Below are 24453 nucleotides of genomic sequence, written 5' to 3'. Positions count from 1 at the left end.
TTAGGCGCCATGAATCCCCTCCGCGCGCACACCACCCCAATCCCCACCCCGCTGTGGGTGCGACTCGGTTCCTCACTGTTGGCTGGTGCCGCCGTGGCGGTGGGTACCAGCCGCATCCACTTCGGTCTCGCGCTGGGGCTCAGCCTGCTCTTCCTCCTCGCGGCCTGCGCGCTCGTACTCCTACACCCCTACCGCGCGGACCTGCGTGATTATGCCCAGCGCCACAACGTCACCATGCTGCCCAACGCGGCACAGCTCATCCCGCTTATGGTGCTGTGGTTGATGGTCATGTTCTCCCCACTCCTCGCGCTGCCTGCCTGGGGCAGCGCACTGGTGTGGGTACTCGTTTCAGGCGCGGCCTTCCTCCTCTTCCCCCACGTCGACGGCTCCCGCAAGCTCGCCTACGCACCCCCTGCCTAAACCCAACCCGCCTAGGCCAGGCTGTTTAAGCCAGGTCGCGCGAGGTGGCCCAGCGCGTGAGCTGATGGCGGTTGGACTGCTGGGTCTTGCGCAAAATATTGGAGGCGTGTGTTTCCACCGTCTTCACCGAAATGAACAGCTGCTTGCCAATCTCGCGGTATGTGTAGCCGCGCGCAAGCAACCGCAAGACCTCTAGCTCGCGCCGCGTGAGCGCATCCACCGCTGGGTCCTGCCCCTCCTCCGGCTCCGGCGCGGGCGAACCGGAGGCAAAAGCGTCGAGGACAAAACCCGCCAGGCGCGGCGAGAAATACGCATCCCCGCTATTGACCTGCACCACCGCCTCGGCCAGATCCGGGCCGGAAATATTCTTCGTCACATACCCGCGCGCGCCCGCCCGAATCAGCGCAATCACGTCCTCCGCCGCATCCGACACGCTCAGCGCCAAAAACACCGGCCGCGCCGGCTGATTAGCCGTCGCGTTAATAACGGCGAGGCCACCGCCGTCGGGCATGTGGACGTCGAGAAGCACCACGTCCGGGGAGGTACGCGCAATGCCCTCCAGCGCCTCCGCAACGGTCCCGGCATCGCCCACGATCTCAATCTCCGAGGACGCCGCCAGCTCCGCGCGAACGCCCGCGCGAAAGACGGAGTGATCATCAACCAAAAAGACCTTCACCATGCTCATAACGCTACCGCGAGCTCCACCTCGGTGCCCTCCCCCGGGGTCGAGGAAATCCGCACGCGCCCACCAGATCCTTCTACGCGCGCGCGAATACTGTCACGAATCCCGTGCCTATCAGCGGGAATATCCTCCACGTCGAAACCCACCCCGCGGTCGCGCACAAAGATACTCAGCTCGCCCGCCAACAACTCCGCATAAACATCCACCGCGTCCACACCCGCATGCTTGCCGGCATTCACCATGGCCTCACGCGCGGCCTGGATAAGCAGCTTCGCGGACTCCGTCAGCTCCATGTCCTCACCCACCGTCACAGCAGATACCCGCATGTCGAAGAGATCTTCCACCTCCCCGCACGCCGATTCGAGGGCACCGAAACAGGTGGTGGGGGCGGCGGAGGGGGCATCGAAAAGCCAGGCGCGCAGCTCGCGTTCTTGGGCGCGCGCCAAACGCGTCACCTCGCGCGAATCCCCCGCCCGCTTCTGAATCAGCGCCAGCGTCTGCAGCACCGAATCGTGCAGGCGGGCGGCAATCTCGGCGCGCTCCTCCGAAACCGCCTTCGCCGCCTGTTCCTGAGATAGCGAGCGCCAGAGCTTCAGCACCAGCGGCACCACCAGCGCGCCAAAGCCCACCAGCGTCAGCGCCGTGGCCAGGATCGCCGAACCCGATCCGCTCTCCCACGTCACCGCCGCCACCACGACGCCACCGATGACCAGGACGGCACCGGCCGCCACAGCAACCAGGCCCACCGGCGTGTTCAGCCCGCGGTCATACGCCAACCACGCCAGCACCGCGCCGATGGCCACCACCGCCAATGGCACCGCCACGCTTAGCGACGCCCCCGAAACCCCCAACACACCCACCGCACTACCCGCCAGCGCCAGGAACACCAGCACGAGGGAGAGGGGGCTGCGGCGGGTGGAGGGGGCGTCGTCAAGCGCGGGCGTGAAAATCCACAGCCCGGCATAGGCCATCGCCCCCACCCCACCCAGCAGGGTCAACGCGGTCAAGGCGATGCGCACGGAGAGCGCCGAAACCCCCAGATTCTGCGCCAGCCCCGCCGCCACGCCGGCGACCACGCGGCCAGATTGGGGACGCGACATCACGGGATAGGGCGCCGCGTTTTCTGCGGGCACATAGGGCGAAGTCATACTAGCCATAGTCCCACGCGCCACCCCTCGGGCACATCAGGGACAACCCTGAGGTCAAAAAATCAGGGCGATTACCGATACCGCCGCGAGGCCCCACGCGGCACCATAAAAGCATGACGAAGAACAGCACACTCAACCAGATGTGGACGACCCGCCCCGTCCGCCTTCCCAAGAAACAGGGCGGTGACGCGCACATCGCTGGTGTCTGCGAAGGCATCGCGGTGCGCTACCAGCTTGACCCCACGATTGTGCGCGTGGCCTTCGTGGTCGCAGCACTCGCCTTCGGCGGCGGCATCGCCGCCTACCTCCTCGCGTGGGCGCTCATGCCGCGCTTCGGTTCGCCCTACTGCCCGCTCGATGCGGCCATGGGCAAGGATGGCGTCAAGGAGGAACAAGAGCTCGGCTGGGTGCTGATTATCGGCGTCCTTCTGACGTTTGGCTCCGGCCCGCTGTTCCTCAGCGGACAATTCCTCGCCGGCCTTCCGCCCGCTGCGCTGACCTTCGGCCTGTCGGCGCTGGCGTGGTACGCCCTTCACCAACGCGAACCGCTACCGCCCAGCGGGCTGTTGGCCGCCGAACAGCCGGTGCGCGAGGAACCGGTCAACCTCAACCCTTATACCCCAGCAGACGGCCACCCCTTCCCACCGGGGCGTACGACCCCGCCGTCCTGGGATCCACTCGGCGTGGTGCCCGATGCCTGGGACCTGCCGGAGCCGGGCCCGCGGGAAGAACCGAAAAAGAAGCGCGGTTCGCAGTGGGCTGAGGCCGCGATTGCTCTCGGCGCTGTGGGGGCTGCCCTGGCGATTGCCTTCTTTGGAGTCACCTTCGTCATCGAGGCCGACGAAGAATCCGGCTTCAGCGCCCGCTTCAATGTCGGTTCTCAGCACATCGCGCCCACCCATGAAGATGAGCTCCAGGAATACTATGACCTAGGTATTGGCACCTCAACGGTGGATTTGAGCCAAATCGAAGACCTCAAGGAAAAGCACGATGTCACCATCGACGTCGGCATCGGCAGCGTCGAGGTCATCCTCCCGAAGGACGTCCCTGTATCACTCACCTGTGACAGCGGCTTAGGAGAAAGCAACTGCACCAACCGCCATGACGATGATGCGCTGCTAGATATCCGCATCGACCAAGGCATCGGCGAGCTCACCGTCACCGGCTAAACTGGCCCACCATGATTCACTTCGGCAACGATTACCACCGTTTAGCCCACCCCCGCGTCCTTGATGCCATCGCGGGGGCGGGTGGGGCTTATGCCGGCTATGGCGCCGACGAGCTGTGCGCCACGGCCGCTGAGCGCATCCGCACTGCCTGCCAGGCGTCGAACGCTGAGGTGCATTTCATGGTCGGTGGCACGCAGGCCAACGCCACCATCATCGCCCACCGCCTGCGCCCCTGGGAGGGTGTCATCGCGGCGGATAGCGGGCACATCGCCACCCATGAGACGGGCGCCATCGAGCACACCGGGCACAAGGTCATCACGTTGCCGAACCAGCTGGGAAAAATCACCGCCGCGCAGGTTCGCGCCTGCATGGATGAGTACCGCGCCTCCGGGGTGGAAGAGCACATGCCGGAGCCCGCACTGGTCTACATCACGCAGCCCACCGAGTTCGGCACCGCCTACTCCCGCGCCGAACTCGTGGCCCTGCGCGAGGTCTGCGACGAGTACGATCTGGGCCTGTTTGTCGACGGCGCCCGCCTCGGCTACGGCCTGTCCGCTGCGGATATCACCCTGCCGGACCTGGCCACGCTTGTCGACGTCTTCACCATCGGCGGCACCAAATGCGGTGCCCTCTTCGGCGAGGCCATCGTCTTCCCCGCGGGCGCGCCGCGCTTTCGCAATGCGATGAAGCAAAACGGCGGCCTGCTAGCCAAGGGCTGGTTGCTCGGCGCGCAATTCGCCGCCCTCTTCAGCGCCCCTCCTACTGCCTCCGCCGACGCAGCAACGACCCTCTACGAGCAGATCTGCGCCCGCGCCAATGCCCAAGCCCAGCGCATCGCCGAGGCATTTCGTGCCGCAGGCATCGACATGCTCTTTGACTCCCCCACCAACCAGCAATTCGCGCTGTTGACCCGCGAGCAGGAAGAGAAGCTCTCGCAAGACTTCGTGTGCCAGTTCTTCGAAGAACACGAAGGCCTGCGCGTGGTGCGATTCTGTACGGCGTGGTCGACGGAAGAGAGGGACGTCGATAAGCTCTGCGCTGCGATTTCTGCGCTCAAGTAGCGAGGTTCCCCGGCCTGGTTTAGGCTGTGGGCTATGCAACTGGGGGGTTACATTCAAGCACTAGCGCGCGGGCTCGACGTGGTCGAGCAATGCGCCGGTGTCACACGCGCTCAGCTGGTTGAGATGGGTGCGCGGCCGGATTTCGCGGAGAAGCTCCTAGGGCTGCACGCGGTGTATTTCGGGGACACGATGTTCCGCTCCCGGCAGCGCAAGGCCCGCCGCACGGGCCACGACGTGTTCACGCTCCTCGATATCGAGCGCTATTGTTCCAAGCTCAAAGCCCGCAGGGCCTGGGAGCTGCGCCAGCTACTAGCTGCCACCCCGCGGGAGAAAATCCCCATGGTGGCGAAGGCAAAGCTCAAAGAATGGCGCCCGCCCAAGGACCCCGCCCCAGGCGTGCGAGTGACGCGGCGCGCGGGCCGCAACCACACGCTGAGCATTACGGATTCCTCGCTCAATATTTCTAAGCTGCTGGCCGTGCTTAAGACCACTGACAAGGACTTGCTCACCGCGGCGCATACCGTGTTCCGCGGCGGGGGTGGCTCCGGCCAGAAGCTGCAGTCCAACGTCATCGTGCGATTGGATGAACTCGACCGCATAGTCGACGGTGATGGCGAAGAGATTGAACTACAGCTGACCAATGGGGCCACGATGACGGGTGCGGAGTTCGTGCGCGAAAAGCTTGCCGACGTCGGCCTCATCACCCTCGTCCATCCCCACCACGGCCCCGTGAACCTGTACATGGCGAGCCGTTTCGCCAACACCAAGCAGCGCCTCGCGCTGTCAGCGGAGCACCCGACGTGCGCGTGGCCGGGTTGCAACGCGCCTGCCGACGACTCCCAGATCCACCACCTCACCCGTTTCCAGGACGGCGGGCCGACAAACATGGCCAACTTGGTGCCGCTGTGTGCATACCACAATGCGGTCAATGACGATGATCCAGAAAAGCCCACCGGCCGCGGGCGCCTCGACCGCATCGATGGCCGCGTGCACTACCTGCCGCCGTGGGCGGGGCCGCCGATTCCCATTGAAAGCCCGGCCCACCCGCCGCGCTCCGCTCCGGGGCCAGCTCGCGCATCCACGGATCCGCCGGCATCCGGCCCGCCCGACCCACGCACCACGCCGCGTGGGACACCAGCCCCTGTCTCCGGCGCGCCACCGCATAACTCCGGCGAACCTCCGGACCCGCCACCGAGTTCATGAGTGCTTTTAGTCCGTAGACTTCGCCCTGATCTCACGGTGGAAGCGCCACCCCGCCGGCTCAATGGTTCAGCGGCTCGCGGGTCACCGCTCCGCCGAACCAACCGGTCGCAGGCTGCCGCTCCGCAGCCCCACCAGCCGGAGACACCCTACGGCACACAGCCGCTTTAACCAGCCGCTCGCTGAGAAAATTTGCTCGGCGTGCGGCTACTCGCGCGCGCGATATAGAGGTATGCGTCCTTGTGCCGTGCGTACTAACGCCGTCGATACTGGCAACGGGCACGCTAACGCCATCCAGACTGGCGCCTGTCGCGACCACCCCCTGGAGGGTACGCAGGAGCCTGGCACCGCGCCATCTGCCCCCATTCCGCGGAGCTGAGTGCCGGGGATCGAAAACGGGGAACGCGGCCGCGCTACACAGCGTCTGGGAGTTTGCTTCGCTGCCCGCTTTCTACCACCGAGCTATCTCACTGAGATACTCCACTGCACTACTACAGTGCGTGTCCTAGTGTCTTTCGGCTGCGCTTACTCCCACTCGATGGTTCCCGGCGGCTTCGAGGTTACGTCGAGCACCACGCGGTTGACTTCCTTGACCTCGTTGGTGATGCGGGTGGAGATCTTCTCCAGCACGTCGTACGGCAGGCGGGTCCAGTCTGCGGTCATGGCGTCCTCGGAGGAGACCGGGCGCAGGACGATCGGGTGGCCATAGGTGCGGCCGTCGCCCTGGACGCCGACGGAACGGACGTCGGCAAGCAGCACCACCGGGCACTGCCAAATCTCGCCGTCCAGACCAGCGTTGGTCAGCTCGGTACGCGCGATGAGGTCCGCCTGACGCAGCGTCTCGAGGCGCTCCTCGGTGACCTCACCGATGATGCGGATACCCAGGCCCGGGCCCGGGAAGGGCTGGCGCGCCACGATTTCCTCCGGCAGGCCCAGCTCGCGGCCAACCGCGCGCACCTCATCCTTGAAGAGCAGACGCAGTGGCTCGACGAGCTCGAACTCGACGTCGTCAGGCAGGCCGCCCACGTTGTGGTGGGACTTAATGTTCGCGGTACCGTCACCGCCACCGGACTCCACGACGTCCGGGTACAGCGTGCCCTGCACCAGGAACGCAGCATCCTGGCCGTCCAGAGCCTGGTCGACGGCGCGCTCGAAGGAACGGATGAACTCCGCACCGATGGCCTTGCGCTTGGCCTCCGGCTCGGTCACACCGGCCAGCTTGTTGAGGAAGGCCTCGCGCTCATCAGCGGTGATGAGCTTCGCGCCAGTCGACGCCACGAAGTCCTTCTCCACCTGCTCACGCTCACCCGCGCGCAGCAGACCGTGGTCGACGAAGACACAGGTCAAACGGTCACCGATTGCGCGCTGCACGAGGGCTGCGGCCACGGCGGAATCCACGCCACCGGACAGGCCGCAGATTGCGCGGCCTTCCTCGCCGATCTGCTCGCGCACATCGTTAATGAGCTGCTCCGCGATGTTCTCTGCGGTCCAATTCTGCTCCAGGCCTGCGACCTCAGTCAGGAAGCGCGTGAGCACCTCTTGGCCGTGCGGCGAGTGGAGAACTTCCGGGTGGTACTGCACGCCGGCCATCTTCTTGGACAGGCACTCGAAGGCGGCCACGGGAGCGCCCTCGGAAGAGGCGGTGACCTCAAAGCCCTCCGGGGCTTCAGAGACCGAATCGCCGTGCGACATCCACACCTTGTGGGTGTCCTCCAGGCCCTTGTGCAGCACGCCGCCGGACACGGTCATGTCCGTGCGGCCGTACTCGCGGGCACCAGTGGAGGCCACGGTGCCGCCCAGGGCTTGGGTCATGGACTGGAAGCCGTAGCAGATACCAAAGACCGGGATGCCGAGCTCGAGCAGCTCCGGCTTCAGCGCAGGGGCGCCGTCCGCGTATACGGAAGACGGGCCACCGGAAAGGATCAGCGCGGCCGGGTTCTTGGCCTTGATGTCCTCCACGGAGGCGGAATTGGGGACAACCTCGGAGTAGATGTTGGCCTCACGCACGCGCCGGGCGATGAGCTGCGCGTACTGGGCGCCAAAGTCCACCACGAGGACAGGACGCGGGGTTGTATTTGGGTTAGTCACGGTCATCAGTTTAACGCAAGAACCCGCACCCTAGACCGCAGGGAGTGGCCCATAATCTTTCGCGGTGGCAGCTGCCTTGCTCAACGCCGCCCGAAACGCCCGCAGCGCAGGGTGTCCCTCGCGCCCAGCGCGAACCGCGGTGTAGAGCGTGCGGGTGGGATTACCAGGCAAGGCAACCACACGCACGCCTTCGATCTCTTCGAGAAAAAGGTCCGAGATCACCGCCACCGCGTGGCCCGTACGCACCAGGTGCGCGTGCAGGAACGGGTCCGGGGTTTCATAGAGCACACTGGGGTTAAACCCATGCCTGCGGCACAGCCGGTGGACGAACCTCCCCAACAAAAACTCCTCCGGGTCCATGGCAAAAGGGATTTCGTCATCGAACGCTGCAAAATCCTCCAATCGCAACTCGCTCCAGGGGCCGGTGAGTGGGGTGATGAGGCGGAGGGGGTCGTCGAGAAGCAGCTCCCGATGGGTGTGCTCATCCGTGGCGGGCATGTCCGACTCGTACTCCTCACCCAGGATGAGGTCCACCTCCCGGCGCTCCAGCAGCTCCATCGCGCCATCGGCTTCGCGCTGGATGATCTGCACGCGCAGGTCCGGGTACTCCCTGGCCAGCTCCGTGAGCGCCCGCGGGACCAGCGAGGACATGATGGTTTGAAACGTCGTGACCTTAATCGTGCCACGCACCGCATTGGTTGATGCGATGACCTGCGACTCCGCCTCATCCGCCAACGCGAGCATCCGCTCAGCATAAGACGCAAGGATTTCCCCCTGCTCCGTCAAACGCACGCGCCGGCCGACCTTTTCATACAGCGCCACGCCTACATCCTTTTCACACTGCGCCAGTTGTTGGGAGATAGCCGAGTGCGTATAGCGCAGCGATTCCGCCACCGCGGTGACGGTGCCGAGGCGTTGCAGCTCGTAGAGAATGCGCAGACGATGCAGATCCAACATGACAGAATCCCTAACAGGTACGTGTTAAAAACTGTAGATAGACTAACAGTTCTTCCCACCCCACAATGGTCTGCATGACCAACCCGTTTGCCGTTCTATGCGTCATTGGCTCGTGCATTTCCCTCCAGCTCGGAGCCAGCCTCGCCATCCAAATTTTCCCCACCGGCGGGCCCTGGGGCACCGCCTCGCTGCGTTTGCTTTTCGCCGCCGTGATTCTGCTCGCCATTGCGCGACCGCGCGTGCGCACATGGAGCCGCGAGAAATGGATCTCTGCCACCATTTTCGGCCTCACTCTGGGCCTGATGAATGGCTTCTTCTATTCCGGCATCGAGCTGGTTGCGCTGGGGCCTGCCGTGACCATCGAGTTCCTCGGCCCGCTGCTGCTGGCGGCGTGTCTCTCCCGCTCGCTTCGCGACGCCACCTGCGTCGCCCTCGCCCTTCTCGGCATGGGTCTGATGGGCCTGGATTCCTTCAACGGAGACCCCCTCGACCTGCGAGGTGTGTTCTTCCTGCTGTGCGCCGGCGCGATGTGGGCTGCTTATATCTTGGCCAGCAAGAAGGCCGGCGCGCTCTTTAGCGGTGCAGACGGCTTGGCTATGGCTTTCCTCATCGGCGGCCTCGTGCTCCTGCCAGTGGGTGGGCGCGGGGCGGTGGCGTTGGCCAGCGACCCCACCCTATTGCTGTTTGCCCTGGGCACGGGCGTGCTGGCCTCGCTCATCCCCTACTCGTTGGAGTTCCTGGCGCTACGCAGGCTTGCCCCCAACGTCTTTTCCATCTTGATCGCTTTGGAGCCCGTTTTCGCCGCGCTCTTTGGCTGGATCCTGCTCTCCCAGAACGTGTCTCAGCTCAAGCTGGCAGCTATCGGGCTGGTGGTGGTGGCCTCGGTGCTCCAAACCATGGCGCCGGCGCGCGGGCGCGTGGTTTTCCGCAAGGTGGCACTGCGCCCACGCCGCCTGAAGAAGCCCCGGCTGCTGTGGTTTCACAAGCCACGCAATCGCAGCTCTGATCCAGCAGTGAGTCCAGTGCTCAGCACAAAGGACGCCGAGGCAGCGAAGTAAACTCCGTCCCGAGCCAGGCTGAGCGGCGCAGCGCCCCAACGGGGGAAGCTGCGCCTGCAGGACTAGCGAACGGCTAGCCCAACCTTCTGGAAGGACTTCAGATCCGTGTAGCCGCACTTTGCCATGGCGCGCTTCAGCCCGCCAACCAGGTTGAGCTCACCCAGCGGCTCGTTGGACGGGCCATGGAGCACAACCTCCAACGACGGCGCACCCGCTGAGGCATCCTCGGCGGCGTCAAAAGCATCGGCGCCAGAAGTGCCGGTGCCCAGGAGGGCATCGGCCACGCCAATCGGCTCGATGAGGCCGCGCGGGAAACGCGGGTGGCCGGCCGTGGACGGCCAGTACCAGCCCTTGCCGCCGGCCTCCGCCGCGCGGGCCAGGACTGGCCCTAGAACGACACCATCGGCGCCACAGGCAATGGCCTTGGCGATGTCGGCGGAGGTGAAGATGTCGCCGTCGGCAAGCACGTGCACGTAGCGGCCCCCAGTCTCATCCAGGTAGTCGCGGCGTGCGGCCGCAACATCCGCGATGGTCGTCGCCATGGGGATATCAATACCTACGGTCTCCGGGTTGGTGTTCACACCGGCGCCGACGATGATGCCCGCAGCGCCCGCGCGCATGAGGTGCAGCGCCGTGGTGTAATCCGCCACGCCACCGGCCACCACCGGGGTATCCAGCGAGCCGATGAACTCCTTCAAGTTGAGCGGCTCGCCGCCAGTCTGCACGTGCTCGGCGGAAATCAAAGTGCCGTGGATGAACAGCAACTCCGCGCCGGCCTTAATAACCACGGGCGCCAGCTCGCGGGCGTGCTGCGGGGAGACGCGCACGGCCACGGTCACGCCGGAATCGCGCACCTGCGCGATGCGCTCTGCCAGCAACTCCTCATTCAGGGGTGCTGCGTGCAGCTCCTGCAGCGTGGACAGGTCGCCGAAGTTCTCCGTCACGCGGGCAATCGCGCCTTCCAAATCCTCGTGACGGCCCCACAGGCCTTCGGCGTTAATAACACCCAAGCCGCCCTGCTTGCCCATCTCGATGACAAATTCGGGTGTGGCCAGCGCATCAGTCGGCGCCGAAACGAACGGAACGTCGAAGGTGTAGGCATCGATGTGCCATGAGGTGTCCACGTCCTTGGAGGAACGGGTGCGGCGAGTCGGCACCAGGGAAATCTGGTTCAAGTCATAGGTGCGGCGGGCCTCGCGGCCCACGCCGATTTCTACGTAATCGCGCATTCTTAGTCCTTAGCGGTAGTTCGGAGCTTCGACGATCTGCTGGAGGTGGTGCGGGTGAGACTCCTTGAGCCCCGCAGCAGTGATCTGGACAAACTGCTTGGTCTTGAGCTCAGCCAGGTTAGCGGAGCCGGTGTAGCCCATGGAAGCGCGCAGGCCGCCCACGATCTGGTGAACGATGGCATCGATATCACCGCGGAATGGCACGCGTCCCTCGACGCCCTCCGGCACTAGCTTGTCCTCGCTCTTGACGTCGGCCTGGAAGTAACGGTCCTTGGAGTAGGAGCGCTTCTCACCCGTCAGGCCGCGGCCCTGCATGGCACCCATGGAGCCCATTCCACGGTAACGCTTGTACTGCTTGCCCTGGACCACGACGATGTCACCCGGCGCCTCCGTGGTGCCGGCCAGCATGGAGCCCAGCATGACGGCATCGGCGCCGGCTGCCAAGGCCTTGGCGACGTCACCGGAGTACTGCATACCGCCATCGCCGATAACCGGCACACCTGCCGGGCCTGCCACGGCGGCGGCCTCCATGATGGCGGTGATCTGCGGGGCACCGACGCCCGCCACGACGCGCGTGGTGCAAATGGAGCCCGGTCCGATGCCGACCTTGATGGCGTCGGCGCCAGCCTCAATCATGTCGCGGGCTGCTTCACGGGTGGCCAGGTTGCCGCCGATGACGTCAATGCGGTCGCCGAAGTCCTTCTGCACGCGGGAGACCATCTCCAGCACGCGGTTGTTGTGGGCGTGGGCGGAGTCGACGACGAGGACGTCTACGCCGGCGTCGACAAGCTGGCCTGCGCGCTGGTAGGACTCCTCACCGGTGCCAATGCCGGCGGCCACGAGCAGGCGCCCGGAAGAATCCTTGGAGGCGTTGGGGAACTGTTCAGTCTTGACAAAGTCCTTGACGGTGATGAGGCCGACGAGCTTGTTCTCATCGTTGACGATGGGCAGCTTCTCCACCTTGTTGGCGGACAGCAGCGCCAGCGCCTCCTCCTTGCTGACGCCTTCCTTGGCCACAACCAGCGGCATCGGGGTCATAATCTCGGAGACCTTGCGGGAGAAATCCGGCTCGAAGCGCATGTCACGGTTGGTGCAGATACCCACGAGGGTGCCCTGCTTATCGACGACCGGCAGGCCCGAAATCCGGAACCGCGCGCACAGCGTGTCCACCTCGTCGATAGTCATGTCCGGGGTGGCGGTGACCGGGTCGGTCACCATGCCGGACTCGGAGCGCTTCACAATTTCCACCTGCTGCGCCTGATCCTCAGCAGAGAGGTTGCGGTGCAGGACGCCAATGCCGCCCTGACGGGCCATACCGATGGCCATGCGGGCCTCGGTCACGGTGTCCATCGCGGCGGATGCCAGCGGCACGCCGAGGCGAATGTTGCGGGTGAACTGCGCCGAGGTATCCACCTCGGAGGGAACGACGTTGGATTCTGCCGGCAACAGCAGGACATCATCAAAAGTAAGGCCGTAGAGTGCAATCTTGTCGGGGTTGTCTCCGCCGGTGTGGACGTGGCTCATGAGGGTGGGGCTCTCCTAAACTGACCAGATAGTTTTATGCGGTAGCCCTCACTGTAGTGCGTGGACGCCCCGTAGTGGTAGCCGTGGGTGGACGAATCGGTGTCGAGAGAGAATTGCTATGCGCGCACGGAGTCAATAGGCTCGCAGACGTGAACTTTTTCGCCAACATGCCCCGCGATCCTTTCGCGGACGATCCCAACGACCCAGCTTCCTTCCTCGAGGAGGAGGACCACGTCGAGCCGCTGTCCGAGGAGGACCGCCTCGCCGTCATCCACGATCTGGCCATGGTCCAAGAGTTCGCGCGCGTTCTCAGCCCGCGCGGCATCGACGGCATCTTCTTTTTCTGCGAGGACTGCGAGGAGAACCACTTCTACGAGTGGGACATCATGGCCTCCAACATGCAGGCCACGCTGGCAGGCCAGCTCGCCCCCGTCCACGAGCCGGGCGCGGAGCCGGACCCCATGCGCTATGTCCCGTGGGATTATGCGGTGGGCTACCTCGATGGCATGGATTCGCGCTACTAACGCGCGCGGTTGGCGCGGATTAAGTACCGCGCCTTATACAACGAAAGAACCTCTCCTCCCCGCTGTGGGAAGGAGAGGTTCTGTGCGTTTTATTGCTGGAACTGCGGCGGCGGGAGTTGGCCGTTATCCCCAGTACCATCCCCGTCGGAGTTATCGCCCTGCGGAGGCGTTGGCTGCTCGCCACCACCCGGCTGGCTCGGCTCCGGGTAAGTAGGCGCTGGAGGGTTCAGCGGGTTACCGGCCGACACCGTCTGTGTGACCACAACGGTGGACACCGCAGTCTGGGTCTGCGTGACGGTTGCCGGCTCCTGCGGCGGCTGCTCCTCTTCCACCGGAACGGGCTTTTCCACGGTCTGCGTCTGCGTCACCGTGGCGCGGGTTTGCGGCTTCGTCGCACGCGTGGTGTCCGCTTCGCGTTCCCGCTTGGCTTGGTCCACCATCTTCCGGGCTTCTTCGAGCAACTGGCGGGTGCCGTCCATGTCTCCCTGTGCGGAACGCTTTTCCATTTCGTCGAGCGTTCCAGCGAGCTCCACTACGGACACATCCTCATTGTTCGTGCCGAAGAGCGACTGATTCACGCCATAAAGCGGCGATCCCGGGCCGGCGTTGACGACCACCGCTCCGCTACCTGCGATCAGCAACGTAGCTGCGGCCGCGCCGATGAGGCCGTGAATGAATGGCTTGCCCCGACGACGGCGACGTGCCGCATCCAGGGAAATAACCTCCGGCTCTTCGTCCGCGCCTTCAATGAGCGGGGCCGGGGGCATCTGCTTTTCGACGTCCCCGCGCAACTCCAGCAGGAGCTCTGCCAGCTCATCACCGCCATCGGAGGGATCCGTTCCTTCGGAGAGAGTGGTGAGGAATGCATCATCATCAACCAAAGGCTGCAGCTGCTCAGCGACGCCCTGCTGAGGCTGGTCCTTCTTTGCCACGATGTCCTCCCTTCCTTGATAGAGAAATTCTTAACTTATCGGTGCCAAGTGCCGATGGCTCACTGCTAGCTTGTGCTAGCCCCACTGCTGGTTCATTGCGTCTCGTGCGAGTCGAGGGATTTGCGCAATTGCGCCAGTGCACGATGCTGTGCCACGCGGACTGCGCCAGGGGTGGACTCCACAATTTCTGCGGTCTCCTCTGCCGACAGCCCCACGAACACACGCAAAATGATAATGTCCCGGGCCTTGTCACTTAACGTATCGAGCATGGCCCGCACTCTGTTACTACCGTCCATGACCAGAGCGGATTCTTCGGGGGTAGCGTCCTCAGCGGCGTCTTCTGGGACGTCGTCCGTGGGGTGGGTCTGATCGCGGCTGAGGGCGCGGTGGGCGTCGGTCACCTTGTGGGCAGCGATGCCATACACGTAGGCCATAAACGGGCGGCCCTTGTCCTTGTACGTGCCAATCGACGTCGCCACCGCCAAGCAGATTTCCTGCGCCACATCCTCCGCCGTGGGCTGACGGTGGCCGCCGATGCGGGCGCGGCAATAGCGCAGGACCTGCGGGTGAATAATGCGCATGATGCGCTGTAGGGCGCGGCGGCTACCGTCGACAGCGAGCGGAACGAGGTCCGCTAATTCCTTATCGCTGTCGCGCTTCGACGCCGCTGAGGAGCCGCTCGCGTCTGTAGCTTGAGTAGCCACTGTCATCCTTGCTTGTTCTGCTTGGTGTATTAGTTCATATTCTGCACGAATATCATGTCACAACCTTTGGTTGAAACCCGAAACGACGGGCCTATTCCCCACCCTTCGACGGCTATGAGAAAAGTTCATACACCGTTCATCTTAGATGTAGGTGCAGGTCATCAAGGGTAAAAGTGAGAGTTTTCGGCCTGCTACACCTACATGTCAGCATTGCGTAACGCGCCGTTTACCCAAGGAGGACACACTTCTATCTCGTCTCACCTCGCCCCGGTGCTCAGGGCGCCACCCCGTGCAAAGGCTTGCCCACAGCACGATGCGCACCCGGGCGCTCTATCTTTGATTAAGGAGAATCGAACGTGTCTCAGTCCTTCCTGCTCCCCGGGCCGAATGCGGACTTTTGGGATTGGCAGCTCCACGGGGCATGCCGTGGAGAAAACTCTGACGTGTTCTACCACCCGGACGGCGAGCGCGGGCGCGCCCGCGCTCAGCGCGAAAGCCGCGCCAAGGCGATCTGCCACACCTGCCCAGTCATCGAAATGTGCCGCGAACATGCCCTGGCCTCCGGCGAGCCCTACGGCGTGTGGGGTGGCATGAGTGAATCTGAGCGCGTCGTAGCTCTGCGCTCGCGCGACGCTCACGCCACCGTCAGCGCCTAAGCCCCTCGCTTCACGCTTCGTAGCCGTAACGGGGCCAGACGCGTGGTTTCTTTAGGTAGCATCATTTCCCGCTCGTACCGACAGTCTTCGCGTCGAGGCAACCCCCGGATTCCGTGCCCACATCCCAGGGGATAGCACGGCTAGCTCCGTAGAACAGTTGCTCACCGGTGAGTCACCGGTGAATGCAGGACAAAGGCCCGCAGCCCCTTCCCCACGTACGGGGCTTGGGCGACGGGCCTTTTCTTGTAGCTCTTTGCTATTCCCGGAGAAACGTTGTTTCCCCGCGCTTTTAGTGGGCGTGCGCGTGGCCTGCCTGTGCCGGTTCCTCCTCGGCGGGCTTCTCCACAACGGAAGCCTCGGTGGTGAGAACCATGCGGGCCACGGAGGCGGCGTTAACAACTGCGGAGTGGGTGACCTTCACCGGGTCGATGATGCCCTGCTCCAGCAGGTTGCCGTACTCCAGGGTGGCAGCGTTGAAGCCTTCACCGTTGGCTTGCTCGGCAACGTGGGCGACCACGACGGATCCGTCCAGGCCTGCGTTCTCGGCGATCCAGTAGGCCGGGCGGGTCAGCGCGCGGGCCACGGCCAGCACACCGATCTTGGCCTCGCCCTCGAAGCCCTCGGCGAAGGCCTCAAGCTCCTGGGAGATCTGGACCAGCGCGGAGCCGCCGCCAGCGATAACGCCCTCTTCAACGGCCGCGCGGGCGGCGTTGATGGCGTCCTCGACGCGCAGCTTGCGCTCGTTGACCTCGGTCTCGGTAGCGGCACCAACGCGGATGACGGCAACGCCACCGGAAAGCTTGGCCAAACGCTCCTCGAGCTTCTCCTTATCCCAGGTGGAGTCGGTGCGCTCGATCTCGCGACGCAGCTGCTCGCGGCGCTCCTCGACGGCCTCTGCAGTACCTGCACCATCCACGATCACGGTGTCCTCCTTGGACACGGTGACGCGACGTGCGGAGCCGAGAACCTCCGGGCCGACCTCCTTGAGGTTGATGCCAACCTCCGGGTCGACGACCGTAGCACCGGTGACAACAGCCAGGTCATCCATGAAGCCCTTGCGACGCTCGCCGAAGTACGGGGACTTCACGGCGGCGACCTTGAGGACCTTGCGGATGGAGTTCACGACGAGTGCCTGCAGCGGCTCGCCCTCGATGTCCTCAGCGATGATCAGCGTCGGGCGCGAGGACTCCGCGATCTTCTCCAACAGCGGCAGGAAGTCCGGCAGGGAGGAGATCTTGTTGCGGACGAGGAGAATTGCGGCGTCGTCAAGCACGGCGTTGTAGGTCTCCTCCTCCGTTGCGAAGTACGGGGAGAGGTAGCCCTTGTCGAAGGAAATACCCTCAGTAACGTCCACGGTGGACTCGATGGTCTGGGACTCCTCGACGGTCACGACGCCGTCCTTGCCCACCTTGTCCATCGCGCCGGCAACCATCTCGCCGACCTCCGCATCGCGGGAGGACACGGTGGCAACCTGGGAGATCTCCGCGGAGGAGTTCACCGGGGTGGCGCGCTTCTTGAGCTCCTCGACGACCTTCTCAGCCGCCGCGGCGATGCCCTTGTTGAGCTCCACCGGGTTAGCGCCGGCAGCAACGTTGCGCAGGCCTTCGAAGACGAGTGCCTGGGCCAGCAAGGTGGCGGTGGTGGTGCCGTCGCCGGCGATGTCGTTGGTCTTGACGGCCACGGACTTCACCAGCTGGGCGCCGAGGTTCTCAAAAGGATCGTCGAGGTCAATGTCGCGGGCGATGGTGACGCCGTCATTCGTGACGGTCGGGCCACCGAAGGCCTTGGACAGCACGACGTTGCGGCCGCGGGGGCCGAGGGTGACCTTGACGGCGTCGGCAAGCGTGTCTACACCGCGCTGGATGCCCTCGCGGGCCTCCTGGTCAAATGCAATCAGTTTTGGCATAGGGTTAATCGCCTACTTTTACTTCTCGATGACAGCGAGCAGGTCACGAGCGGACAGCAGGAGGTACTCCTGGCCGTCGTACTTCAGCTCGGTGCCGCCGTACTTGGAGAAGATGACGGTGTCACCCTCGTTAACGCCAACCGGGACAACCTCGCCCTTATCGTTGGTGCGGCCCGGGCCAACGGCTACGACGGTGGCCTCCTGCGGCTTCTCCTTCGCGGAGTCCGGGATAACCAGGCCGGACGCGGTGGTGGTCTCAGCTTCAACGATCTGGACGAGGACCTTGTCCTCCAGCGGCTTGATGTTTGCCATGATGATTTCCTCCAAAGTGTTCTTAATGCGCGCCCACATGAGCGCGCGTGTGCCGGTTGTGGGTAGCCCAGCACAGCCGTCGTCGCGGGTGAACAACTGTGGGTCAAAACAACCTGCCTAGCACTCTACCCTCGCGACTGCTAGCCCTCAACAGCCCGGGCCGCTAACCCGTTCGCCCTCCGCGAACGCCGCCCTCACGCGCGCGAGAGTTGTCATGTTTTCCGCCGCAACCTCGGCCAATAGAACCGGAGAGAGACCCGAAAACCGCCAAAGACGCTCGGGCTCGAGACGAGCCGTCGCGTCCTTGGGTTCCTGAGGGCTGCGCTAACGCACCCTAGGCCCACTTATGGGATTTACGAATTTAAACCTGCTTATCGGAGTTGATGACGGCCGCGCGCCACAGGTTGTATTCCTCCGGGTTGTCCTCGCGGTAGTTCTTCACCGCGCGGATACCGTGCTCAACGGCCTCGACGACCTCGTCGATGTTCTTGTCGTCGCCGTCGGCAGTGACGAAGATGACCGGGCCGCAGATGGAGCGGATCGGGTCCTGCAGGAAAGCGGAGTTGCCGGTAGCGGCGGCGTTGCGGGCCAGGGAGGCCACCGGGTTCGGGTCGGCGTCGTCAGCCTTCGCGTTCGGGTTAAACAGCGCCGCGTAAGTCTGGCCATCATCCTGGAAGGCCACGGAAACGCGATCCTCGGTGGTACCACCGAGGAATTGATTTGCCTGTTCGAGCTCAAACTCGATGATGCGGCGGGACAGATCAGGGTTAACGAGGAATCCAGTGGTCATAGCGGTGTGAGCTCCTTGTGTGTGAGCCGGACGATTATCGGTCATCACACTACCGGCACCCTGGAGGTTGCGCATCCGCTAGCGCGCAGCGGCCACGAGCGGAACCTCCACCTCAAGCTGCGTATCGGTCCCACACGCCAGGCCGGAAGGTTCAGCGCCTTCGTGGATGAGCTGGGCAGCCACCGCGGCGATCATCACACCATTGTCGGTGCACAGCTTGAAACGCGGCACGCGCAGCTCGATGCCCGCAGATTCGCAGCGCTTCGCCGCCAAGGCGCGCAGGCGCGAGTTCGCCGCCACGCCGCCACCGAGCAGCAGCACCTTAGCGCCGGTGTCCTGGCAGGCGCGCACGGCCTTGGCGGTAAGCACATCGGCCACCGCCTCCTGGAAGGAAGCGCACAGGTCCTCAACCTGGACCGTGGTGCCCTCGCGCTCGGCCTTTTCCACGTGGCGTGCCACCGCCGTCTTGAGTCCCGAGAAGGAGAAATTGTGGCGGTTGGGCCCGCGCAGGTCCTCGGCCTTGGACAAACCTCGCGGCAGGTCGATGGTGGGCTTTCCTTGGACGGCCAGCTTATCGATGACCGGCCCTCCCGGATACCCCAACCCCAGGAGGCGGGAAACTTTGTCGTAGGCTTCGCCGGCTGCGTCGTCAAGCGTGGTTCCCAGCTCCTTCATGGGTTTGCCCACGGCCTCCACCTCGAGCAGCTGCGTGTGACCGCCAGAGACGAGCAGCGCCACCGAGTGCGGCAGCTCCTCGCCCTCGAGGTTGGCCACCGCGACGTGCCCGCCGAGGTGGTTGACGCCGTAGAAAGGCACGCCCCACGCGGAAGCAAAGGCCTTGGCTGCCGACGCCCCGACGAGGAGCGCGCCGGCCAGTCCGGGCCCCACGGTGGCAGCCACTGCATCTGGCTTCTCGACGCCTGCCTCCTCCAACGCCGCCTTCATCACCTGCGGCATGGCTTCGAGGTGGGCGCGGGAGGCAATCTCCGGAACCACGCCGCCGAAGCGCGCGTGCTGTTCCATGGAGGAGGCGACGACGTCGGCGCGGATCTCCATGTGTCCGTTCTCAGACAGCTCGATGATGCCCACGCCGGTTTCGTCGCAGGAGGACTCGATGCCGAGGATTAACATCTCTCACTCTTTCGTGGTCGGTACATGGTGTGGGCGTCCGCGCCGGAGGGCTGATAGTAGTTGCGGCGCAGGCCGTTGATGACAAAATCATAGGCCTCGTAGAGGCGGATGGCCGGATCGTTGCCCACGCGCACTTCGAGGAAGATGGGCGCGTCGTGGGAATCTGCAAGCTCGACGATGGCGTCCATCATCAGCCGCGCGATGCCCTGCCGTTGGGCGGCAGGGTCGACACCGATGGTGTGGATTTCGTACTCCGGCCAGGCAGCGGGCCCCATCCGTCCCACGCCGGCGTAACCGAGAACTTCCGCGCGGTTGTCGTTGTGGTCGTCGCTTGCGTCAACCGCCCAGTAGGTGGTGTGGCCCGCCGCGATTTCCTGCTCGAAGGCATGCGCCGGCCATGGGTGTTCGCCGGGGAAGAGTACCTTTTCCAGCTCGGCGCAGCGCGGCGCGTCCGCGGGGGTCAGTGGGCGCAGCCTCATGATTCGGGAGTGTCCTCGATGCCGCCGACGAGCGCGGCCGAGCGCGGCTTGGCCTGTGGCTCCACGGCATCGGGACGGCGAAGGTAGAGCGGGACGAGTGGCGCGGGTTCAGCGGACAGATCAGCGCAGGCCACCAAACCCGCGGCGCGCGGTGTGGCCCACTCGCGGGGAAGGTCAGCGATACCTTCCGGCAAACGCGGGGCGATGGACTCTGGGAACACTAGGCGCGTGCTCTCCGGACTCGAAAGTCCGGCGGTGCTCAGATCGAGGGATTCCGGCTTCGATACGTTCGGGCCGCTACGGCGCTCCCCTTCGTCATAGGTGGCCCAGTAGACCTCTTTGCGGCGAGCGTCGATGGCCACCAGCCACTCCCCCATTCGACCATGCGCGATGGCATCCAAGGTGCACACGCCATGCACGGGCAGGTGGAGGGCCACGCCCAACGCGGAGGCGGTGGCCATGCCCACGCGCAGGCCGGTAAATGGTCCGGGCCCCGTGCCCACGACGATGGCGGAGAGATCTGGGTAGGTCAGGGAGGCGTCGGCAAGCAGCTCCTCGATGGTAGGGATGAGCTGCTCATTGTGGGCGCGCGTACCGCTGATGACGCGGTCGATGCTCTCCCCGGTGTCGGTGTCAACGATGCCCGTGACCAGATCCGTGGTGGCGGTATCGAGTGCGAGGACCTTCATTAGCCCACGAACTGCCAGGCAGGAGCGTCCTCATTGTCAGCGCCCTGCTGCAACATCTGGTCATCACCGCGCAGGAACTGCAGCGGCTCGCCCGGCTGGATGCCGCGCAGCGGCGGAGCGTCCTGGCCCTGGGCCTTGGCCATCTCCACCTGCTCGAGGACGCCGGAGCAGAGGTCCACCTGGGAGCGGTTCAGCTTCTCCACCTGGTACTCCTGATTGACGCTGACGGTGACAAAGTAGTTCTCATCCTCCGCCACCTTGCCGTCGACGAAGTCGATACCGGCGACATCCACGCCGCCTTCCCCAAGCTGCTGCTCCGTAGCACCCGGGCAGACGACGAGACCGGCAATCCAATCCTGGCCGTAGACGTCGGGGACCAAGAGCGCGGAGAAGCTCAGGTTCTTCGGGTACGTGTCCAAGGTTTCACCCAACGTCGAGGAAGGCTCCTCCGGCGAGCGGGTCATGGACAGCGCGATGAGCAAGCCAAGAACGATGGCAAAGCCGCCGATGACAACGGTCGTGATGAATTGGCCGATTTTATTCATGGGGATGTGCTCCTAATAATAGGGAGTTCAGTACGGGGATATCCTACGCGACCGCCCTGCAGCGACCCTGACCGGCCCTTCCGGTGCCGAGAAAAGGATCAGACGATCAACAGGGCAAGGACCTGACACATGAGGATCTTGCCAATCATCGCCGTGGGGTACACGGTGGCATAGCCGCGCTCTGCCAGCTGGGTGCCGGTCTGGGGGTTGAGGTAGGCCATGATCGCCGGGTTCGTGGTCATGCCTGCGGCGATGCCCATCGACTCATCAAACTTCAGGCGCAGCAACAGCATGGATACCGCGACGATGCCGATGGCGGAGACCAGCGACAGCACAATACCCACGCCCATATACTTCAGGGAGGTCGGATCCGACAAGGCGTCGCGGAACTGGCCGCCAGCCGACGTTCCCACGCCCGCCAGGAACAAGGTCAACCCCAGCGTGGAGATTGTCTGCTTGGCGTGGAAAGGAAGCTGCCAGTTAATCGGGCCCGAGCGGCCCAGCGCGCCCAGGATGAGGCCGACGACGATGGGGCCGCCACCGAAGCCGAAGGACAGCGTCGTGCCGCCCGGCAGCGGAATCGGGATGGCGCCGAAGAGCAGACCAATGAAGAGGCCGAGGGCAAAGGGGAAGAGATCGACGTTGCCGAGTTTGGCTTCGGAGTCGCCGAGGAAACGGCGGACGTCGTCAAGCCTGCCCGGCGCGGTGATAACGCGCACGCGGTCCGAGTAGTGCAGGACGGTTTCCTCGTTAGGCACGACGTCCGAGTCACCGCGGCGCACGCGCGCGATGAGGAAGCCTTCCTTGACAGTGTCCAAGTCCTTGAGCTGATAGCCAGCAACACGTGGGCTGGACACGGTCAGGCGGCGGTAGACCAGGCCATCTTCCTCGTGGAGGTTGAGGTGGATCTCCTCACCCAGCTGGGAAATCGCGCTATCGAGCGCTGGTGCCGTGCCGTTGAGCAAGAGCTCCATGCCGGCGCGCAGCGGCAGCTCCGGGTAGGCCAGGTTGTGGTTGTGGGGATTGTTGACGTGGCGGGTAGCGATGACGCGCTCGCCGGTTACTTCCTGCAGCTGACCTACCGTTGCGTCAAAGTCGCGGGTCAGGCGCACCGCCCGCCACTCCAGTGGCTCGGCAATCATGCCCTCGGCGCGGGCGTCCTCAACGTGGTTCACGCGCAGCATCTTCGCACCAATGGCGGCCACCAGAATGGTGCCGATAATGCAGCCGGGGTAGGCCAGGGAATAGCCCACCACCGGGGTGCTATCGCCGCCCAGGGCCTCGACGACCGCGGCCATACCGGGCGTCGAGCTCAGCGAACCTGCAAGGGTACCCACGCTGATCGCAGGGTCCAGATCAAAGAGGCGCATCGCTAGGGTTGTCAGCCCCGCCAGAATGAAGAAGAAGACGATGACCACCATGGACATCTTCCATCCACGCCGACGGAAATCTTCGAAGAAGCTGCGGCCGAAGTTCAGGCCGATGACGTAAACGAAGATGGCCAAACCAAACTGATAAACAAAGGCGGGGACCACGATGTCCGGGTTCGCCGCGGACAGGCCCAAGGCCACGAACATCGCCGCGGCGGCGCCGAGCGAAATGCCGAAGACATTGATCTTGCCCACGGCCAGTCCCACCGCCATGATCAGAAAGAGCGTCAGCAGGGGCTGTTCAGCAAGAAAAGCCAGCACGTTAATTCACCCATTTCCATGTAAATACGCGGACGTCATCGTCCGAGTCGCGGTTAATTGTGATGGCGAGGTACGCATCAGACAGGCGCTCCATGAAGCCCCCACCCCACTCGGCAACGACCACTGCGTCCTCGATTTCGGTGTCCAAGTCTAGACTGTCCAGCTCCCCCAACGGATCATCCGAATGATCGAGCAGGCGGTAGGCATCCACGTGCACCAACGTCGGCCCGCCCACGCGGGAAGGGTGCTCGCGCGCGATGACGAAGGTCGGCGACGTCACCCGCCCCTTCACCTGCATCCCGCGGGCAATGCCCTGCGTAAAGGTGGTTTTCCCGGCACCTAAGGGGCCGTCGAGGATCACCAAGTCCCCTGCTTCCAGCGTCGCGCCCAGCTCTTCGCCGAAGGCCTGGGCATCCTCCGGGGTGGCAGCCACACGGCGCCCTTCGTGCGGAAAATCACTGCGCATCGTTAGCTCCTTCACAATAGGTGCGCGTGGTGCGCCCGGTGGGGCGGCACACCACTTCATAGTTGATGGTGCCAGCGGCCGCGGCCAATTCTGTAGCGCTCATACCGCCGCGCCCAAAGATAACGGCAGTGTCCCCGGCGCGCACGCCATGAGGGTTCGCGCCGAGGTCGACGACGATCTGGTCCATGCAGACCCGCCCCACCTGCTGGTACAACTCGCCACCAATGCCTACCTGCAGCGCCCCCTGAAAGGCGCGCGGCAGCCCGTCGGCATAACCCACGCTGACGGTGGCGAGCTCGCGGTCACTATCCGCGGTCCAGGTCAGGCCATAGCATGTGGACTCCCCCGCCGAAATCGGCTTCACAGCAACAACGGAAGCCTCCCACGTCATGGCTGGTTCCAGCCCATGGTCGAGCCCGGCCACCGGTTCAAGCCCGTACAGGGCCACACCGGCGCGCACTTGTTCAAAACGTGCTGAGGGGCGAGTCAATGCCGCCGGCGAATTGGCCAGGTGGTTCAGCGGGCACTCCAGCCCCACCTCGCGTGCAAGCGCTAGGGCCTGGCGGAATTCCGCCTCCTGATGATCATTGTGCGGGTGCTCCGGCTCGTCCGCACAGGCAAAGTGGGACATGAGGCCTAGGACGGTGATGTGGGGGGCGTCGGCAAGCAGGCGGAAGGTCTCCTGCCACGCATGCTTGTCGACGCCCGACCGGTGCATCCCCGTTTCCACCATCACGAAGGCTTCGGTGGGCGCTTCGGCAGCCTCGATGAGGGCTCGTGCGTGCATCAAAGATGGGATGCCGATCTGAATACCAGCGGCAAGGGCTGGGGCGAGGTCCTCCGTTGGTTTCCACAACCAGGCAGCGATGGGAAGGTCCTCGATGACGCCTCGCAACTCCACGGCCTCGACGAGCGTGGCCACCCCGAAGGCGTCTGCCCCCGCCTTCGCCATGACCGGTGCGCAGCGCTGCGCACCGTGCCCGTACGCGTCCGCCTTGACCACGCACATGAGGCGGGCCGGGGCCACCGCCTCCTTCACGCGAGCAACATTGTGGGCAATAGCGTTGAGGTCAACGGTGGTTTTTAACATAC

At 64.4% G+C, this 24453-nt stretch carries 25 protein-coding genes; 7 read left to right on the top strand and 18 right to left on the bottom strand.

What is annotated here, in order from left to right; all coding sequences use genetic code 11:
- Window positions 1–9: 9 nt before the first annotated feature.
- Window positions 10–420: a hypothetical protein gene (locus HMPREF2526_RS03910; protein WP_070545959.1), complete on the top strand. Its 411-nt coding sequence runs from the start codon at window positions 10–12 to the stop codon at window positions 418–420.
- Between the two features lie 25 nt (window positions 421–445).
- Here HMPREF2526_RS03910 and HMPREF2526_RS03905 read toward each other — a convergent pair whose 3' ends face one another.
- On the bottom strand, window positions 446–1099 hold the full coding sequence (locus tag HMPREF2526_RS03905; protein WP_070545957.1) for a response regulator: 654 nt from the start codon (window positions 1097–1099) through the stop codon (window positions 446–448).
- 2 nt (window positions 1100–1101) lie between these two features.
- Window positions 1102–2250, bottom strand: coding sequence for an ATP-binding protein (locus HMPREF2526_RS03900; RefSeq protein ID WP_210384387.1), 1149 nt, complete (start codon window positions 2248–2250; stop codon window positions 1102–1104).
- Window positions 2251–2363: 113 nt separating this feature from the next.
- Between HMPREF2526_RS03900 and HMPREF2526_RS03895 the strand changes: the two genes are divergently transcribed.
- Genes HMPREF2526_RS03895 through HMPREF2526_RS03885 form a run of 3 tightly spaced genes read left to right on the top strand, consistent with a single transcriptional unit; the run spans window position 2364 to window position 5683 of the window.
- On the top strand, window positions 2364–3419 hold the full coding sequence (locus HMPREF2526_RS03895) for a PspC domain-containing protein (protein WP_070545953.1): 1056 nt from the start codon (window positions 2364–2366) through the stop codon (window positions 3417–3419).
- A gap of 11 nt (window positions 3420–3430) precedes the next feature.
- Entirely contained in the window at window positions 3431–4480 is a 1050-nt protein-coding gene (locus HMPREF2526_RS03890; RefSeq protein WP_070545951.1) for a threonine aldolase family protein, read from the top strand.
- Between the two features lie 33 nt (window positions 4481–4513).
- Complete coding sequence (locus HMPREF2526_RS03885; RefSeq protein WP_070545949.1) at window positions 4514–5683, top strand: HNH endonuclease signature motif containing protein; 1170 nt, start codon at window positions 4514–4516, stop codon at window positions 5681–5683.
- 522 nt (window positions 5684–6205) lie between these two features.
- Here the strand turns inward: HMPREF2526_RS03885 and guaA are convergent.
- Window positions 6206–7774: a glutamine-hydrolyzing GMP synthase gene (gene guaA / locus HMPREF2526_RS03880; RefSeq protein ID WP_010189455.1), complete on the bottom strand. Its 1569-nt coding sequence runs from the start codon at window positions 7772–7774 to the stop codon at window positions 6206–6208.
- Window positions 7775–7798: 24 nt separating this feature from the next.
- Complete coding sequence (locus HMPREF2526_RS03875; protein WP_070545947.1) at window positions 7799–8725, bottom strand: LysR family transcriptional regulator; 927 nt, start codon at window positions 8723–8725, stop codon at window positions 7799–7801.
- A gap of 74 nt (window positions 8726–8799) precedes the next feature.
- Between HMPREF2526_RS03875 and HMPREF2526_RS03870 the strand changes: the two genes are divergently transcribed.
- A complete protein-coding gene (locus HMPREF2526_RS03870) occupies window positions 8800–9783 on the top strand; it encodes an EamA family transporter (RefSeq protein ID WP_049157046.1) in 984 nt (327 codons plus the stop codon).
- A 62-nt stretch (window positions 9784–9845) separates the two neighbouring features.
- Here the strand turns inward: HMPREF2526_RS03870 and HMPREF2526_RS03865 are convergent, their stop codons facing one another.
- Together HMPREF2526_RS03865 and guaB are read right to left on the bottom strand one after the other, a co-directional pair.
- Window positions 9846–11012, bottom strand: a complete 1167-nt coding sequence (locus HMPREF2526_RS03865) for a GuaB3 family IMP dehydrogenase-related protein (RefSeq protein ID WP_070545945.1) — start codon at window positions 11010–11012, stop codon at window positions 9846–9848.
- Between the two features lie 9 nt (window positions 11013–11021).
- The gene (gene guaB, locus HMPREF2526_RS03860; RefSeq protein ID WP_070545943.1) at window positions 11022–12536 is read right to left on the bottom strand and encodes an IMP dehydrogenase; all 1515 of its coding nucleotides are present in this window, start codon (window positions 12534–12536) and stop codon (window positions 11022–11024) included.
- Between the two features lie 149 nt (window positions 12537–12685).
- Between guaB and HMPREF2526_RS03855 the strand changes: the two genes are divergently transcribed.
- On the top strand, window positions 12686–13060 hold the full coding sequence (locus tag HMPREF2526_RS03855; RefSeq protein ID WP_046648414.1) for a DUF5319 domain-containing protein: 375 nt from the start codon (window positions 12686–12688) through the stop codon (window positions 13058–13060).
- A gap of 89 nt (window positions 13061–13149) precedes the next feature.
- On the opposite strand, the gene HMPREF2526_RS03850 is transcribed toward HMPREF2526_RS03855, so the two are convergent.
- Window positions 13150–13992, bottom strand: a complete 843-nt coding sequence (locus HMPREF2526_RS03850; protein ID WP_070545941.1) for a hypothetical protein — start codon at window positions 13990–13992, stop codon at window positions 13150–13152.
- 92 nt (window positions 13993–14084) lie between these two features.
- A complete protein-coding gene (locus tag HMPREF2526_RS03845; protein ID WP_070545939.1) occupies window positions 14085–14702 on the bottom strand; it encodes a sigma-70 family RNA polymerase sigma factor in 618 nt (205 codons plus the stop codon).
- A 350-nt stretch (window positions 14703–15052) separates the two neighbouring features.
- On the opposite strand from HMPREF2526_RS03845, the gene HMPREF2526_RS03840 reads away from it, so the two are divergent.
- Entirely contained in the window at window positions 15053–15352 is a 300-nt protein-coding gene (locus tag HMPREF2526_RS03840; RefSeq protein WP_046648418.1) for a WhiB family transcriptional regulator, read from the top strand.
- Between the two features lie 289 nt (window positions 15353–15641).
- Here the strand turns inward: HMPREF2526_RS03840 and groL are convergent, their stop codons facing one another.
- From groL to alr, 10 genes are all read right to left on the bottom strand, one after another.
- Window positions 15642–17258: a chaperonin GroEL gene (groL, locus tag HMPREF2526_RS03835; protein ID WP_070545937.1), complete on the bottom strand. Its 1617-nt coding sequence runs from the start codon at window positions 17256–17258 to the stop codon at window positions 15642–15644.
- Between the two features lie 18 nt (window positions 17259–17276).
- Window positions 17277–17576 carry a co-chaperone GroES gene (groES, locus tag HMPREF2526_RS03830; protein WP_167595557.1) on the bottom strand — a complete coding sequence of 100 codons (300 nt, stop codon included), beginning with the start codon at window positions 17574–17576 and terminating at the stop codon, window positions 17277–17279.
- A gap of 355 nt (window positions 17577–17931) precedes the next feature.
- Window positions 17932–18360, bottom strand: coding sequence for a hypothetical protein (locus HMPREF2526_RS03825; RefSeq protein WP_049157036.1), 429 nt, complete (start codon window positions 18358–18360; stop codon window positions 17932–17934).
- A 78-nt stretch (window positions 18361–18438) separates the two neighbouring features.
- A complete protein-coding gene (gene tsaD, locus HMPREF2526_RS03820; protein WP_070545936.1) occupies window positions 18439–19491 on the bottom strand; it encodes a tRNA (adenosine(37)-N6)-threonylcarbamoyltransferase complex transferase subunit TsaD in 1053 nt (350 codons plus the stop codon).
- Complete coding sequence (gene rimI, locus HMPREF2526_RS03815; protein WP_046648421.1) at window positions 19485–19970, bottom strand: ribosomal protein S18-alanine N-acetyltransferase; 486 nt, start codon at window positions 19968–19970, stop codon at window positions 19485–19487. The genes tsaD and rimI overlap by 7 nt, the downstream gene beginning before the upstream one ends.
- Window positions 19967–20659, bottom strand: a complete 693-nt coding sequence (gene tsaB, locus HMPREF2526_RS03810; RefSeq protein WP_070545934.1) for a tRNA (adenosine(37)-N6)-threonylcarbamoyltransferase complex dimerization subunit type 1 TsaB — start codon at window positions 20657–20659, stop codon at window positions 19967–19969. The genes rimI and tsaB overlap by 4 nt, the downstream gene beginning before the upstream one ends.
- Window positions 20659–21204 (bottom strand): hypothetical protein, encoded by a 546-nt coding sequence (locus HMPREF2526_RS03805; RefSeq protein WP_046648423.1) that lies wholly within the window; start codon window positions 21202–21204, stop codon window positions 20659–20661. The genes tsaB and HMPREF2526_RS03805 overlap by 1 nt, the downstream gene beginning before the upstream one ends.
- A gap of 98 nt (window positions 21205–21302) precedes the next feature.
- Window positions 21303–22895 carry an aspartate:alanine exchanger family transporter gene (locus HMPREF2526_RS03800; protein WP_070545932.1) on the bottom strand — a complete coding sequence of 531 codons (1593 nt, stop codon included), beginning with the start codon at window positions 22893–22895 and terminating at the stop codon, window positions 21303–21305.
- A gap of 1 nt (window position 22896) precedes the next feature.
- On the bottom strand, window positions 22897–23361 hold the full coding sequence (tsaE, locus tag HMPREF2526_RS03795) for a tRNA (adenosine(37)-N6)-threonylcarbamoyltransferase complex ATPase subunit type 1 TsaE (protein WP_046648424.1): 465 nt from the start codon (window positions 23359–23361) through the stop codon (window positions 22897–22899).
- Entirely contained in the window at window positions 23351–24451 is a 1101-nt protein-coding gene (alr, locus tag HMPREF2526_RS03790) for an alanine racemase (protein WP_210384386.1), read from the bottom strand. Before alr ends, tsaE begins: the two co-directional genes overlap by 11 nt.
- Window positions 24452–24453: the final 2 nt, after the last annotated feature.

The sequence above is a fragment of the Corynebacterium sp. HMSC070E08 genome (genome assembly GCF_001808895.1).
Classification (GTDB): domain Bacteria; phylum Actinomycetota; class Actinomycetes; order Mycobacteriales; family Mycobacteriaceae; genus Corynebacterium; species Corynebacterium hiratae.
The sequence above is the reverse complement of the archived record's forward strand: the minus strand, read 5'-3'. Positions and strand labels throughout refer to the sequence as shown.